This window comes from Streptococcus downei MFe28, assembly GCF_900459175.1.
Lineage (GTDB): Bacteria > Bacillota > Bacilli > Lactobacillales > Streptococcaceae > Streptococcus > Streptococcus downei.
Genome location: NZ_UHFA01000002.1, coordinates 1,383,732 through 1,397,389, shown reverse-complemented (window position 1 = coordinate 1,397,389; position 13,658 = coordinate 1,383,732). Strand labels below are relative to the sequence as shown.

Sequence of the window (13,658 nt, the reverse complement as noted above, 5' to 3'; positions counted from 1 at the left end):
TCAGCGAGCTCCTTCACCTGTTAAAACCTGCTTAACGGTCAGAAAAGCAATTTTCATATCTAAGCCAAAAGAAAAGTGCCGAGGGTAGTAGAGCTCTAACTGACAGCGTTCGGGATAATTCACATCACTGCGGCCAGACACTTGCCACCAACCAGTGGCTCCTGGCTTAACTGACAAAAGTTCTCTCTTTTCCTTAGCTGTATATTCTTCAAGCTCCGCTGCCAAAATCGGCCGAGGTCCGATAAAACTCATATCTCCTTTAAGAATATTGAGAAATTGGGGAAACTCATCCAAACTGGTTTTGCGAATAAAAGCTCCAATCCTAGTTAAACGAGGATCTTCTCCTTCAGGAAACTTATAGCCATTATCAATATAGGTCTGGTAGAGCTCCTGATTTTCCTGCAAAACTGCCTCAGCGTTAACCACCATGGAACGAAACTTCATAATTTTAAAAGGTTTACCATCTCGCCCCATCCTTTCCTGCCGAAAAATAATCGGGCCCCTGTCTTTTCCGAACAGATAAAAGAGTGAGATAATAATACTCAGAGGTAGAAAAAAAAACAACGGCCCCAACCAGACCGATTAGAATATCTAAGAGAGGCTTGATAATTGATTCATAAATACTAGTTTTAGTCTTGTGTTTATAGTTTCTGCTCATTAACACAGCAATATTTCCCATCTAAATTCTACTCTTCCGTTTACGTTTAGCGAAGACTGTATTTTTATTACTCTCCCAAATAACTTTAAATACGTAACAAACACGTTAATTTTACCATTTCCCTGCTATCATTTCAATAGTGTTAACTAGAAATGTCAGGAACTTATCAGATTTATACTCTTCGAAAATCAAAATTTTCCCACGGATAAAGTCACTCTATAGTTTTTCATTAGAGTTACTACGAAAACTACGATTGTAGTTTTCTATATCCCTGGCTAACTCTGTATAAACTGTGGCAACGACAGCTTATACCTCGTGTCGCATCGTTAACTCACCTTGCCGTACTTACTGAGGAAACCGAAGTTTCCCCTATTTTCAACCTCAAAAGGTCTCCCAGACCTTTTGAGCTGTCTTCAGTTCGTGCGATGCGGAGCAAAGTTGGTCGATTTCACCAACTTTGTGAGGTTAGTAAGGGAGCTAGACAATCGCTATAGAGATTGCCGTTCGACATCAGTCACTTTGATGACTTGATGTCCTTGCTCCTTACCTCGGCTATTTTCGATTTTCATTGAGTATTAAAAGCCTCTTTTCTGTCTTGTGAGGGCAAGAAAAAATCCCAAGGCCTAAGAAGCTTGGGAAATCTTCTACTATGCTTACTGGGGGCCGTTCTGCTCTACCTAACTAGCCTAGTCTAAATCATTTTCGATGGCCTTGATGACCTTGGCTGGCACGCCCCCAACGACGGAATTATCAAGCACATCCTTAGTCACAACCGCTCCTGCAGCCACCACGCCATTGGAGCCAATGGTCACCCCAGGTAAGATGGTCACATTGCCACCAATCCAGACATCATCGCCAATGGTGACAGGCTGAGCGTGACCCAGATGTTCCCGGCGACCCTTGGGCGTGATGGGATGGCCAACCGTGGTAATCAAGGTATTAGGACCAGTCATGACATGGTCACCGATATGGACGGGAGCGATGTCCAGGATAATCCCGTTATAGTTGATGAGAAAATCATGGCCAACATGGATGTTCTTGCCATAGTCACAATTAAAGACTGGCAAAACATTGGGATTTCTCCCACAGAGCCAAAGAGCTGACGGATAACTTCCTGTCTTTGTTCCGTCTCCAGCACACTAATAGCGTTTAACTTCTGGCAACCCAGAACCGCCTGCAATTTCCGCCCATCAACCTCAGGGTCAGTAAAATCATAAGGAAGCCCAGCTTCCAATTTTTCGAGTTCTGATAAGGACATTGAGAACCTCCTTCAATAGCCAAGTTTAAAGATAAATATTTCTAACTCTATTTAAACATAATAGCTAAATTTTTGTAAGGGATTCCCCAGACTATGATAAAATTTTCGAACCTATGCCAAAGGTTGATTATTAGCATGGAACTGTTTCTCTTATCGTAAACAACCATCATTATTATAACCAATATTGAATAAGGCTCCTCGAAAATAGACTCTTATGCACATAGTTGACAGATTTTAGACGTTATCGGGTCGCTGGGGAATTGTATCTTTTTATATTCTCTAACTGGCAAGCAATGGAAATCCGATAGCTACCATAAGAGGCTCCATCCTTTAAATTTTTATGTTCAGTATCATTTATTTTATAAAAATCTTTTCTTAATTTATGTATTCAGGAAAAATTGAACATAAAAAACCTACCCGAAGGTAGGTTCGTATCTGTACTTATCATCATTGAAGTCATATCAATATTTGGAAAGGTAGTAAGCTTTAAATTTCATTCAAGATAGAAACTAGAAAATCTCCCGAACCACATGTGAAGTCATTACTATTGATAAGACTTTCAAATAACAAACTATTTCCTATCCCTGTGGTATGTTAGCAATTCCATCACTATATTACTTTTCTAATGTTTTCAAAAAATCAACTATTGTATGAATGTACTCCTTAGGTTTATCTACATGGATATCATGCATTGACTCAAAGCCTTCCACTAAGATGCTTCCGTCAATTAAATTATTAACCCTTCTAGCATCAATTTCATCCATTGCAGAGATTAAAATTCCTTCGTCATTATAATAAGAAGGTGCCGCTTCTTTTGGCGGCGCCACATGTAAAATACACGTTGGCACTTTAATCTTTTTTAACATCTCTTCTTGATGAACACCATTAAAGAATTGAAAAGTAAAAAAAGTGTCCCCAAACCTAAGGTCATAATTCCCTGTTTTGTCTTGAATATTAGACGCAAGCATAAGTAATCTGTTCACACCCAGCTCTGGAGGATAATACCACACTACCGGACTTTTTGAAGGATCTTTTCTAAACATTTTCAAAGCAGGTTTCGCTACAATTTTAGACCAATTATCATTCCCATCTTTGTTGAAAAATATCCGCATAGGATGTCTATTTAGGCTATATTCAAAATAACTAATACTTTGTTTTTCATTAAAATAGTCATGTATATTTTTGAAATCCATATAAGAAAATGTGGTTTCTGCTCGTCCCTTTTCTGTAGAAAAGAATGGTCCGTCTTCAAGAATTAAAGCCTTGATATTCTCTGGAAATTCTGCTGCGATATATGCAGCAATTAAAGCTCCTGAGGAATGTCCAGCAATTATTATATTTGAACCAATCCTTTCTTTTATCAACAAAGCTATATCGGTTCCTATTCGCTCAATATTATATAAATCTGGATTTTTACTTGATTTACCATGTCCATAGTAATCAATAGCAATCACATGGAAACTTTTTATAAGTTGAGGTAAAACTGAACGATAGTCTTTCCAATCTACCATCTGTCCATGTAATAATATGATAGTAGGACCATTTTCAGGTCCTTCTGCATAATTTATTACGTTCCCATCATCTAATCGAAATTGTTTTTCTATAATTCCAAGCTTTGGCGCTTGGTTTTTTAGAAATTTTTCTCCTGAATAATCATAATTGATATTTCTAACGACAAAAAATATTACTGCCGCTAAAAGGATTATAACAATCACGGCAATTATTTTCATAATTTTACTCCTTATCTTCTAAATCTTCTTCTATACTCATAAGTATCTTTGTTGCAGACTCACCGTTCATAATCACCAACCCTCTTCTTTCATCCCCTAAGATAATTATATTATCCCCGGGTTCTATTGAAAAAATTTCTCTTGCTTGCTTGGGAATTACAATTTGTCCTTTAGAACCAACCCTTGCTGTCCATGCATGTAATTTATTGTCTCTTTTGCTTCTCATTTTATTCCTCGAAAGTATGTTAAGTGTGTTTTTTTATATTTATTATACTTTATTGAAGGATTAATTACAAGAATTACTTAAAAAGTACCACCCACGTCCCGTAAGGGTAACAGTTATAATGGAATCCTTCTTTGGAGTTTAAAATCCGAAATGTTCTATGGTTTTGAAAAGGAGTTTTCATCCATTGAGGCATTTAAGCTCGCTATCTCAGACTATATTGATTATTACAACAATAACGCATCAAATTAAAACTAAAAGGACTGAGTTCCGTGCAATACAGAACGCAATCCTTTACTTAAACTATTATGTCCAACTTTTTGGGGTCACTACAATTGCTAGTGGTTTTCGGAAGCCAAAAACTCCACCAAGCTCAAATCTTAGTGGGGTTTGGTGGGGAATGAAAATATTTCAGCGATTTTCAAAATCAAAAAAACCCACCCAAAGGTAGGTTCTTCAGCTGAAAGCGTCACCCGATTATTTAAGAGTTACGCTAGCTCCAGCTTCTTCAAGTTTAGCTTTAAGTTCTTCAGCTTCAGCAGCTGCAACACCTTCTTTAAGAACAGATGGTGCGTTATCAACAAGACCTTTAGCTTCTTTAAGACCTTCGCCTGTGATTTCACGAACAACTTTGATAACAGCAACTTTCTTGTCGCCACCAGCAGTCAATTCTACGTCGAATGAGTCTTTAGCAGCACCAGCGTCTGCACCACCTGCAGCACCAGCAGCAGCTACAGGAGCAGCTGCAGTTACACCAAATTCTTCTTCGATAGCTTTTACAAGGTCGTTCAATTCAAGGATTGAAGCTTCTTTAATTTCAGCAATAATGTTTTCAATGTTCAATGCCATTGTCATTTCCTCCAAATATTTTTTGTTTAAATCTTTTGTAGCCCTAGGCTACTGGATAAAGTTGACTTAGACTTAAGCCACTTCGTCTTTGCTGTCGGAAACAGCCTTGACAGCGTAAGCAACGTTGCGTACAGGTGCTTGAAGCACTGAAAGCAGCATAGAAAGCATACCTTCGCGATTTGGCAGAGCAGCAAGAGCCTTGATTTCTTCGACTGAAGAAACAGCACCTTCAACGGCACCACCTTTAATTTCAAGCGCTTCAGCTTCTTTAGCAAAATCGTTGATGATTTTTGCTGGGGCCACTACGTCTTCGTTTGAGAAGGCTACAGCAGATGGTCCAACAAAGAGATCTTTCATGTCGTCAAGACCTGCTTTTTCAGCAGCACGTGACAAGATTGAGTTTTTGATAACTTTCAATTCAACGCCAGCTTCACGAAGTGAACGACGAAGATTGGTATCTTGCTCAACTGTCAAACCACGTGAGTCAACGACAACGAGAGATACAGCAGCTTTCATTTTTTCAGCAACTGCATCAACCAATTCAGCTTTTTTAGCAATAACAGCTTCACTCATTAAGTTTTACCTCCGTTTTTATTTTGTCTGGAAACGAAAAAAATCGCATCCAAACCTAGACACGAAAGTACAAATACGTTTATGAACTAGCCTGACAGGCAGACCAAGATTTTACGTTTTTGTGCCTCGGCAGGATGTTTACGAGTCAAGCTCCCCTGCTGTCTTAGGTCGGTTTTTCAAACCTTTATTAGGTTAACACACCAGACCTTGGACTGTCAAGCCTTTTATTTAAATTCATCAAAAAAAGCGACCCTGTGTCCACTTTCAAAAATTTGGACAGGCTAACTTGAATCTCTCTCAGGTAGCGAGCTATTTAAGTCCCTGAGCCAAAACTTGGATGTCGCTAGGTCGAGTCCGGCAACACCCGCCAACCACCTTAGCTCCCAACTTTTGCCAGGTTAGGGTATTTTCCAAAAGACTGTGGGAATGGTCGGGGTCCTTGGTCCAGGTTTGGGTTGCCCCATCATAGACCTCACCAGAATTTGGATAGGTCACTAAGGGCTTAGCCGTGTACTGACGCAACTGGTGCAAAAAATCTGGATAAACCTTGGGCGAGCTACAATTGAGACCGACCGCCAAGATTTGTGAGCTAGCCTCCACCAATTTAGCGACTTCTGATAGGGCTGTACCATCGGAAATGGATTGACCATCTTGAGAAGTGAAGCTGATATAGGCTTCTACTTGCGGAAAGTCCTCAGACAACAGTTCCACCAGAGCCTGAGCCTCTAGGAAATTGGGCATGGTTTCTAGAGCCAATAAGTCCACTCCTTGCTCTTTCAAGATGGCAAGGCGGGGGCGATGAAAATCCTTGAGTTCCTGCTTAGTGATGGCGCCGTAGTCGCCTGTATATTCTGAACCGTCAGCCAAATAGGCAGCATAGGGGCCAACATCTCCAGAAATTAAAGGGTAGGGACGACTTTCCTTTTCTATCTCAGATAAGCTTGACCAAACCTGGTCACGAGCGGACTTAGCAATGTCCACCGTTGAAGCGATAATTTTCTTAGCTTGTGCTTCAGTCAATCCATAGCTTTCAAGACCTGGTAGAGTAGCCTGATAGGAAGCCGTTGTGACAATATCACTACCTGCTCTTAGATAGGTTTCGTGAATATCCTGAATAGCCTTGGGGTCTTCCAAAAGATACTTGGCTGACCAGAGCTTGCCAGAAACATCATAGCCACGGTACTCCAGCTCAGTTCCCAAAGCCCCGTGTAAAATCAAGTAGTCTTGACTGGCTAATAAATCTTTAAATCTTCCCATAATAATTCCTCCTAAAAATGTCGCTGGCCCTTAAAACTTCTTATAACGCCAATAATGATAAAGATAACAAACGGCTACAAAAGGTAGACCAAAATAGAGACCGGCCCGTTGGTCCTTATCCCAGGCAATACCAACAATGGAAATTACCAAGAGAATAATGGTGATATAAGGCAAGACAGGATTGAAGGGGGTCTTGTAATCCAAGTCGCTTTCCTTATGGTCCTTGAGCCAAATCTTACGGAAGTTAATTTGTGAAATAGGAATGGACAACCAGACGGCTACTACCGCAAAACCTGCAATAGAAACCAAGGCCAGATAAACCGTCGATTTTGGATAAAAACCAGCAAAGAGGGACAAGCCGGCTCCTATCATGGACAAAAGCATGGCCCGCATGGGAACACCGTGCTTATTGATTTTGACGACCCGTTTATCCAGCATACCTTCATTGGCCAGGGACCAGAGCATACGGCTGGAAGCGTAGAGACCCGAATTTCCCGCCGACAAAATGGCGGTCAAGATGACGAAATTCATAATGTCGCCAGCATAAGGAATGCCCATCTTATCAAAGACTAGAACAAAGGGAGCATCCGTCACGCCTGCTTCTTTCATGGGAAGTAGAGAGGCTAGGACCAGAATAGTCAGGACAAAGAAGATAACCAAGCGACCGATGGTAGTCTTGATGGCTCTAGGAACAGCCACTTTAGGGTTATCCGTCTCCCCTGCTGCTATCCCAATCAATTCAGTCCCAGAGAAGGCATAGTTCACATTGAGCATGACTGAAATCACAGCAATGAAACCTTTAGGAAAGGCCCCTTGAGCGGTCAGATTTTTAAAAAGAACAGGTTCATGATGGCCATTGAAGCTGACTAGGCCAAACATGGCTCCCAAGCCTAAGACGATAAAGACAACGATGGCTAGTACCTTAATGCTAGAAAAGAAGGATTCTGTTTCTGCAAAGGAACGAACTGACAGAGCATTGATGACAAAGACCACCAAGGCGAAGAAGGCCGCAGAAATCCAAGCCGGAATAGCAATCCAACGCTCGACCAGCATACCGGCCGCCAGAAATTCAGTTCCTAGGGCTACTGTCCAGCAAATCCAATAGAGCCAGGCAACCGTGAAGCCCGTACCTGGACTAATAAATTTAGTCGCATAGGTGTGAAAGGAACCCGTCACTGGCATGGCCACAGCCAACTCTCCTAATGAAAGCATGACCAGATAAACAACAACAGCTCCTACCAAGTAGGACAGGACAGCCCCTAAGGGACCTGCTTGGGCAATAGTATAACCAGAACTCAAGAAAAGCCCAGTCCCAATAACGCCACCCAAGGAAAGCATAAAGAGGTGACGGCTGGTCATCTTGCGTTGAAACTTCCCTTGGTCTTTAAAATTATGATTTTGCATAAATCCTCCAAAGTATTGATTACCTTCTATGATAACACGAATAAGAGGAAGTCCTAACATAGTTATTTTTTATGAGGACTTATAAAATATTGATTGGTCGGAGTAAATTGGAATGAACTTGAAAGAATTTATGTCGGTTTACATAATTTATTTTATGTTTATTTATTGTTGAGGTTTTCTAGCAATAAACTAGCAAAAAAGCCTTGATTATTAGTAATCATACTAACTTTGTATTATAATTAAGTAGTAAAGAAGTGAAGACGGTGGTTACAATCCTTTTTCTGAAAGTGAGGTGATGCCTATGCGGTACTCATCAAACTCCAACAGAAGGGAGGTAACTCTTTGACTGCTTTTGAAGTGGTAGAGACGATTTTAGGTTTTGCTATGTTTACCATAGCCCTAATTAGTCTTTGTTACCAAATCTTCAAAAATGACAGCAAAAAATAACCGTCATCGCTTTGGGGGCATGACGGTTATTCTTAAATTAACTATAATGTAACCACCGTCTAACGGCTTTACACTGGGTCTTGCTCTAACAAGACCCTTTTTCTATTATCATTGTAACATAGTGTGCTAGGTTTGCAAGTAAAAATTTCTAGTAATTAGCGTGATTAGACTCCATCGTAATGACTCTATCAGAAGCGGACCTAGGAAACCAGCCTCTGGTATAGCATTTATAATTTTTCTAAAATGGTGTCCCAGGCCAAGTCATAGCCTTCCTTGGTCTCCGATGAAAAGACGATAAAGCTATCTTGCTTGTCAAAGTTGAGCTTTTTCTTTATCAGGGACTCCTGCTTGTTCCATTTGCCTCGAGGAACCTTGTCGGCCTTGGTAGCCACGATAATGACAGGAATCCCGTAATACTTGAGAAAGTCATACATTTGAACATCGTCGGCTGTCGGTTCATGGCGCAGGTCAACCAGGCTAACCACCACCCGCAAATTATCCCGAGTCACTAGGTATTCCTCAATCATCTTGCCCCACTTGGCTCGCTCGGTCTTGGAAACCTTGGCATAGCCATAACCAGGCACATCTACGAAGCGCAACTTATCGTCAATATTGTAAAAATTGAGAAGCTGAGTCTTACCAGGTTTACTGGAGGTCCTAGCCAATTTCTTTCGATTGAGCAGGGTATTGATAAAGCTAGACTTACCGACATTAGAACGACCTGCCAGGGCTACTTCTGGTAGGTCATCTTGGGGGTAATGGGATTTATTGGCTGCACTCAAAAGAATTGAGGCATTATGGGTATTTAAAACTTCTTCTTGGGTCATGATTTCTTCCTAGGCCGTTTTCAGAATGGGTTTATCGGTCCCTTCTACCGCTGCCTTGGTGACTTCAACACTGGTCACGTCTTCTTGGCTAGGTACTTCAAACATGATATCCATCATGGTTTCTTCAATGATGGAGCGAAGTCCTCTAGCGCCGGTCTTGCGTTCAATAGCTTTTTGTGCAATAGCTTCCAAGGCTTCTTGGTCAAACTCTAGGTCAACCCCGTCATAGGAAAGCAGAGTCTTATACTGCTTAACCAGGGCGTTCTTAGGCTCCGTCAAAATGCGAACTAAGTCCTCAACCGTCAGTTGCTCAAGAGCAGCTAAGACAGGTAAGCGTCCGATAAATTCAGGAATAAGGCCAAATTTTTGAATATCTTCTGAGATAATTTGTTGCATATAGGAAGCATCGTCGTCAATGGACTTATTGTTTTGACCAAAACCGATCACCTTTTCACCCAGACGTTGCTTGACAATGTCTTCAATACCGTCAAAGGCACCACCAACGATAAAGAGAATATTCTTGGTGTCAATCTGAATCATCTCTTGGTTAGGGTGCTTGCGACCTCCTTGAGGAGGAACGCTGGCAACCGTTCCTTCGATGATTTTCAGCAGGGCCTGTTGCACCCCTTCACCAGAGACATCTCGGGTGATGGAGACATTTTCTCCCTTTTTGGCAATCTTATCAATTTCATCGACATAGATGATGCCTCGTTCGGCCCGCTCTATGTTAAAGTCGGCAGCCTGAATGAGCTTGAGGAGGATATTTTCCACATCTTCACCGACATAACCAGCTTCAGTCAGAGCAGTCGCATCCGCAATCGCAAAGGGAACATTAAGACTCTTTGCAAGTGTCTGAGCTAGGAAGGTCTTGCCTGAACCTGTTGGGCCAATCATGAGGATATTAGATTTCTGTAAATCCACATCCTCGTCCTGAGCGCTCTCAACAAAGCTAATCCGTTTATAGTGATTATAAACAGCAACCGCCAGAGCCCTTTTTGCCCGATCTTGACCGATAACATAGTCATCTAAAATTTGCAGGAGTTCCTTGGGTTTTGGTACTTCTGCCAAATCCGCTAGGACCTCTTCGGCCAGCTCTTCCTTGATGATTTCTTGGGAGAGGGCTACGCATTCATTACAGATAAAAACGCCGTTCCCAGCGATTATCTTTCGAACCTCTGTCTGGTTTTTACCGCAAAATGAGCAATAAACCATAGAGTCTTTTGTTGTTTGATTGTCTGCCATAGTAATCTGAACTTCCTCGATTTAAAAGAGTGTGCCATAGAAGGCATGGATGGTGTTTACAAGATTTGTCAAAGCGTTGAGGAGAAATAGCGTCCCTAAGCCGTAACGATTTTTGCGAAAGGCAGGGAGGGCACAGAGCACACAGATGATGGCCAAAAGTGCCGTAAATACCCCAAAAATACTTCTTTGCATGAATAGTAAATTCCTTATTCCTTATTTTTTTGATAGGTGGCAATGGTGAAATCATAAGGATTTTTCTCATCCTTGCCATGATTTTCTTGGGAGACCAGTTGGTAGGGAGCCATATCCATCTCTGGAAAATAGGTATCCCCCTCAAAACGGGTCTGGATAGTCGTCTTGACCAGACCTGTATAATCATCTAAGAAGGTCCGATAGACCCCTGCTCCACCAGCGATATAGAGATCTTTGTCCTGCTGTTCAAACCAGTCCAAAACTTCCTGACGACTAGAAACAGTTTTAACCCCTTCTACCTGGTAGCTTTTGTCTCGGGTCAGAATGAGAATTTGGCGACCCAGTAAAATCCTTCTTCCCATACCATCAAAGGTCTTGCGTCCCATGAGGATAGCCTGCCCCATGGTCGTTTGCTTGAAGTGGGCTAATTCAGCCGGTAAATGCCAGGGCATGGTTTGATTGGCCCCAATTAATCCTGCCTGGTCCTGTGCCCAGATGGCAAGGATTTTTTTTGCCTTAAAAACTTTGTCCATACTGTTTTCATTCTAGCAGAAATTAAGAAAAAATGCATTTGAAAAAATTCAAACACATTGCCAGAAAAGGCCCCTTTCTAAGAAGCCTTTAAGTCCTTCTCCCACTTTATCCAACCGACGATACTATTAATCATGTAAATCAAATACATGAGCATGACATGAGTTTCTGCTCCCCACCAGAGACAGATAGACAAAACATTGGTCGCAATCCAGAAAATCCATTGTTCTCTATACATCCCAGTTTGGAGAAATTGTCCCGTCCAATTGGTCCCATCGGTGGAACTATCCCAGAAGGGTCTGGCTGAACCAATCGACTGTTAAATAAAACCGAGCAAGAGCCAGACGACTAGATTGACTGCCAGAGATTTGATCCAACCTAGCCAGGTCAATCTCTTGGCCTTAATGTCCTTGACATCAGACTTTTTCTCCTTACCATAACGACGGTCAACCAGCCAGTAATAAGCGCCAACGAATTGCATGACTGTGAAGAAAATCGTCGTCAGGCCCTCCCCGTAGTAGAGGTTCTGGAAACTAAGGGCCAGATAGGTCAGCTCATGAATGAAACCGATGAAGTAATTGGAAATTCGTCCCTCTGCTACTAGGATAACGCAGAGAATGCCAGTCAGGGCCGACAAGAAACCAAGACCAACCCTAGTTCCTCCCATAAATTCTAAAACTAGGGTTGGAAAACAAAGGGCAAGGAGATAGAACCACTGCTTCTTACTCCTATCAGCGAATAAGTCCTTGATTAGGCCCCCCTAAAATACCTAAGAAACCTAGTTTCCTAGCAAATTGACCAATCCATTTCAAATGATCCCAGATTAAGTCAATTTTTTCAACATCATATCAACCTCCTTAGAAATCTTGTTTTTATTCTAAAATTATTTGAAATTCTGTCAAGAATTTTCGGATTTATTTGATTTCAGACCAAAAAAGACGAACATTGCTATCCTTTTCGATGAAAGGACGAACGTTCGCACAGATTCGAATCAGCAAATATTTCTTGGAAAGGACTGGGTTATTTGATAGGAAAAACGACACAGTCAGTTTATCACTTTAGACAGTCGTGCGATGCGGAGCAAAATTGGTCGATTTCACCAACTTTGTGAGGTTAGTAAGGGAGCTAGGCAATCGCTATGGCGATTGCAGTTCGGCATCGGTCACTTTAGTGACTTGATATCCTTGCTCCATACCTCAGGTCTTTCGTTTTTCGTTGAGTATTAGGCATTAGGCAAATTTAAATGAGTAGCCTCAATCTTGCCAATTGGCTCTTGCGAATATGGTAGTGCCTCTTCTAACTACCTGTCTCTGGCCTTAAATCGCTAGGTCAAATTTTAGCTGGGGCTTGACTGGCTCATAGTCCAGCAGTTGGAAATCTTCCGGCTTGATGTCAAAGAAATTGGTACCGTCAGGAACATTGAGAATCAAACGAGGCTCCTTGTCCGCAGGGGTTCGATTGAGCAACTCCTGAGCCTGGTCAAATTGATTATCATAGATATGAAGGTTATTGACAAAGTAGAAAAACTTGCCAACCTTCCAGCCAAAGTGCTTAGCAATCATCATTTGGAGGGCAACATACTGCATGGCGTTGATATGGTGGGCGACCAGCATATCATTGGAGCGCTGGGTCAGGGTGGCATCCAAGTAAATGTCCCCATCTACCCGACGGACATCAAACATGGTCTGGAAGGCACAGGGAAGGAGGCCCTCACTTTCTTCAAAAGCCTCGTAGTCCCAGAGCGAAATAACATTGCGGCGATTCCAGGGATTTTCCGCTAATTGCTTGAGTATTTTATTGATGATGTCGTGCTTCTTTACGACAGCTCCGTATCTCTGACCGATGGTACCTGTGTCACCCACCTCCCAGTCATTCCAGTACTTAACCTGATACTTTTCATTAAGGAGATCCAGGTCATTACTTTGGTCCTGATAGATCCAAAAAATCTCCTTGATGGCCGACTTAATGGGAATGGGTCTTAGGGTCGTAATGGGAAACTCCCCCTTGGAAAGGTCATATTGGGCAAAAGAGCCTGTAATGTACTTGGAATTGGCTGTTTGGCCATTCTTATACTTGGGTCGAGCCTGTTCAGACATGACCCCTTGAGTCAGGATTGTTTCAATATTAGCTTTAAAAATTTTATCTGCTTTAGTCATGAGTTGTCCTCTGCTCTTAATTTCTGGTTTTTATTGTAGACGAAAATCCTGAAAATTACCAGTTCAGACAATCTAGCAAACATTAAATGTATAAGTCTGATTTCGCAAGTTTTGTGGGTCTCTGGTCTTTGGGTGCCTTTATTATTCTGGTTTTCTCTAGTCAGGACTTGGCTCTCTGGAATCGGACTAGAGGCCGATTTTTCAGCCGGTTCAGGCTTTCAGGTGTTTTTTGACCAATTCTTCCATGACATTTATGTTACAATAGTAATAAATAATACTCAATAAAAATCAAAAATAGCCGAGGCAAGGAG

At 41.7% G+C, this 13,658-nt stretch carries 12 protein-coding genes, 4 pseudogenes and 1 other annotated feature; of the genes and pseudogenes, 2 read left to right on the top strand and 14 right to left on the bottom strand.

From position 1 onward, the window contains the following. From DYE66_RS06690 to DYE66_RS06675, 4 genes and pseudogenes are all read right to left on the bottom strand, one after another. A pseudogene (locus tag DYE66_RS06690) lies at window positions 1-664 on the bottom strand (sugar transferase). A gap of 680 nt (window positions 665-1,344) precedes the next feature. Further along, window positions 1,345-1,916: pseudogene (locus tag DYE66_RS06685) on the bottom strand (sugar O-acetyltransferase). 614 nt (window positions 1,917-2,530) lie between these two features. Next, a complete protein-coding gene (locus DYE66_RS06680) occupies window positions 2,531-3,646 on the bottom strand; it encodes an alpha/beta fold hydrolase (protein ID WP_002997692.1) in 1,116 nt (371 codons plus the stop codon). Between the two features lie 4 nt (window positions 3,647-3,650). Continuing rightward, window positions 3,651-3,872 carry an AbrB/MazE/SpoVT family DNA-binding domain-containing protein gene (locus DYE66_RS06675; protein WP_002962292.1) on the bottom strand — a complete coding sequence of 74 codons (222 nt, stop codon included), beginning with the start codon at window positions 3,870-3,872 and terminating at the stop codon, window positions 3,651-3,653. A gap of 87 nt (window positions 3,873-3,959) precedes the next feature. Here DYE66_RS06675 and DYE66_RS06670 point away from each other — a divergent pair. Continuing rightward, a pseudogene (locus DYE66_RS06670) lies at window positions 3,960-4,171 on the top strand (IS3 family transposase); the annotation flags it as partial. 175 nt (window positions 4,172-4,346) lie between these two features. Here DYE66_RS06670 and rplL read toward each other — a convergent pair. The 4 genes from rplL to DYE66_RS06650 form a co-directional block, all read right to left on the bottom strand. Then, window positions 4,347-4,718 (bottom strand): 50S ribosomal protein L7/L12, encoded by a 372-nt coding sequence (rplL, locus tag DYE66_RS06665; RefSeq protein WP_002998022.1) that lies wholly within the window; start codon window positions 4,716-4,718, stop codon window positions 4,347-4,349. Between the two features lie 72 nt (window positions 4,719-4,790). Then, window positions 4,791-5,291, bottom strand: coding sequence for a 50S ribosomal protein L10 (gene rplJ, locus DYE66_RS06660; RefSeq protein ID WP_002997982.1), 501 nt, complete (start codon window positions 5,289-5,291; stop codon window positions 4,791-4,793). Window positions 5,292-5,319: 28 nt separating this feature from the next. Continuing rightward, window positions 5,320-5,477, bottom strand: a sequence feature (ribosomal protein L10 leader region). 123 nt (window positions 5,478-5,600) lie between these two features. Beyond that, a complete protein-coding gene (gene mmuM, locus DYE66_RS06655; protein ID WP_002998254.1) occupies window positions 5,601-6,548 on the bottom strand; it encodes a homocysteine S-methyltransferase in 948 nt (315 codons plus the stop codon). A 30-nt stretch (window positions 6,549-6,578) separates the two neighbouring features. After that, entirely contained in the window at window positions 6,579-7,952 is a 1,374-nt protein-coding gene (locus tag DYE66_RS06650; protein ID WP_044123762.1) for an amino acid permease, read from the bottom strand. 312 nt (window positions 7,953-8,264) lie between these two features. Here DYE66_RS06650 and DYE66_RS11135 point away from each other — a divergent pair, with 312 nt between their 5' ends. Next, complete coding sequence (locus DYE66_RS11135) at window positions 8,265-8,399, top strand: putative holin-like toxin (RefSeq protein WP_115325046.1); 135 nt, start codon at window positions 8,265-8,267, stop codon at window positions 8,397-8,399. 227 nt (window positions 8,400-8,626) lie between these two features. On the opposite strand, the gene yihA is transcribed toward DYE66_RS11135, so the two are convergent. The 6 genes and pseudogenes from yihA to DYE66_RS06615 all read right to left on the bottom strand — a co-directional run bounded on the left by yihA (window position 8,627) and on the right by DYE66_RS06615 (window position 13,347). Next, on the bottom strand, window positions 8,627-9,226 hold the full coding sequence (gene yihA / locus DYE66_RS06640; RefSeq protein ID WP_002998482.1) for a ribosome biogenesis GTP-binding protein YihA/YsxC: 600 nt from the start codon (window positions 9,224-9,226) through the stop codon (window positions 8,627-8,629). A gap of 9 nt (window positions 9,227-9,235) precedes the next feature. Then, window positions 9,236-10,468 (bottom strand): ATP-dependent Clp protease ATP-binding subunit ClpX, encoded by a 1,233-nt coding sequence (gene clpX / locus DYE66_RS06635; protein WP_019783410.1) that lies wholly within the window; start codon window positions 10,466-10,468, stop codon window positions 9,236-9,238. 21 nt (window positions 10,469-10,489) lie between these two features. Further along, the gene (locus tag DYE66_RS06630) at window positions 10,490-10,660 is read right to left on the bottom strand and encodes a hypothetical protein (protein WP_029237156.1); all 171 of its coding nucleotides are present in this window, start codon (window positions 10,658-10,660) and stop codon (window positions 10,490-10,492) included. A 14-nt stretch (window positions 10,661-10,674) separates the two neighbouring features. Then, the gene (locus DYE66_RS06625; RefSeq protein ID WP_019783411.1) at window positions 10,675-11,193 is read right to left on the bottom strand and encodes a dihydrofolate reductase; all 519 of its coding nucleotides are present in this window, start codon (window positions 11,191-11,193) and stop codon (window positions 10,675-10,677) included. Window positions 11,194-11,270: 77 nt separating this feature from the next. Continuing rightward, a pseudogene (gene pnuC, locus DYE66_RS06620) lies at window positions 11,271-12,024 on the bottom strand (nicotinamide riboside transporter PnuC). 483 nt (window positions 12,025-12,507) lie between these two features. Then, the gene (locus DYE66_RS06615; RefSeq protein WP_019788817.1) at window positions 12,508-13,347 is read right to left on the bottom strand and encodes a thymidylate synthase; all 840 of its coding nucleotides are present in this window, start codon (window positions 13,345-13,347) and stop codon (window positions 12,508-12,510) included. Window positions 13,348-13,658 lie beyond the last annotated feature (311 nt).

Coding starts and splice junctions, on each gene's coding strand:
- rplJ (WP_002997982.1), bottom strand. CDS start 5,291: ATGAGTGAAGCTGTTATTGCTAAAAAAGCTGAATTGGTTGATGCAGTT.
- mmuM (WP_002998254.1), bottom strand. CDS start 6,548: ATGGGAAGATTTAAAGATTTATTAGCCAGTCAAGACTACTTGATTTTA.
- yihA (WP_002998482.1), bottom strand. CDS start 9,226: ATGACCCAAGAAGAAGTTTTAAATACCCATAATGCCTCAATTCTTTTG.
- DYE66_RS06650 (WP_044123762.1), bottom strand. CDS start 7,952: ATGCAAAATCATAATTTTAAAGACCAAGGGAAGTTTCAACGCAAGATG.
- rplL (WP_002998022.1), bottom strand. CDS start 4,718: ATGGCATTGAACATTGAAAACATTATTGCTGAAATTAAAGAAGCTTCA.
- DYE66_RS06630 (WP_029237156.1), bottom strand. CDS start 10,660: ATGCAAAGAAGTATTTTTGGGGTATTTACGGCACTTTTGGCCATCATC.
- DYE66_RS06675 (WP_002962292.1), bottom strand. CDS start 3,872: ATGAGAAGCAAAAGAGACAATAAATTACATGCATGGACAGCAAGGGTT.
- DYE66_RS06625 (WP_019783411.1), bottom strand. CDS start 11,193: ATGGACAAAGTTTTTAAGGCAAAAAAAATCCTTGCCATCTGGGCACAG.
- DYE66_RS06615 (WP_019788817.1), bottom strand. CDS start 13,347: ATGACTAAAGCAGATAAAATTTTTAAAGCTAATATTGAAACAATCCTG.
- clpX (WP_019783410.1), bottom strand. CDS start 10,468: ATGGCAGACAATCAAACAACAAAAGACTCTATGGTTTATTGCTCATTT.
- DYE66_RS06680 (WP_002997692.1), bottom strand. CDS start 3,646: ATGAAAATAATTGCCGTGATTGTTATAATCCTTTTAGCGGCAGTAATA.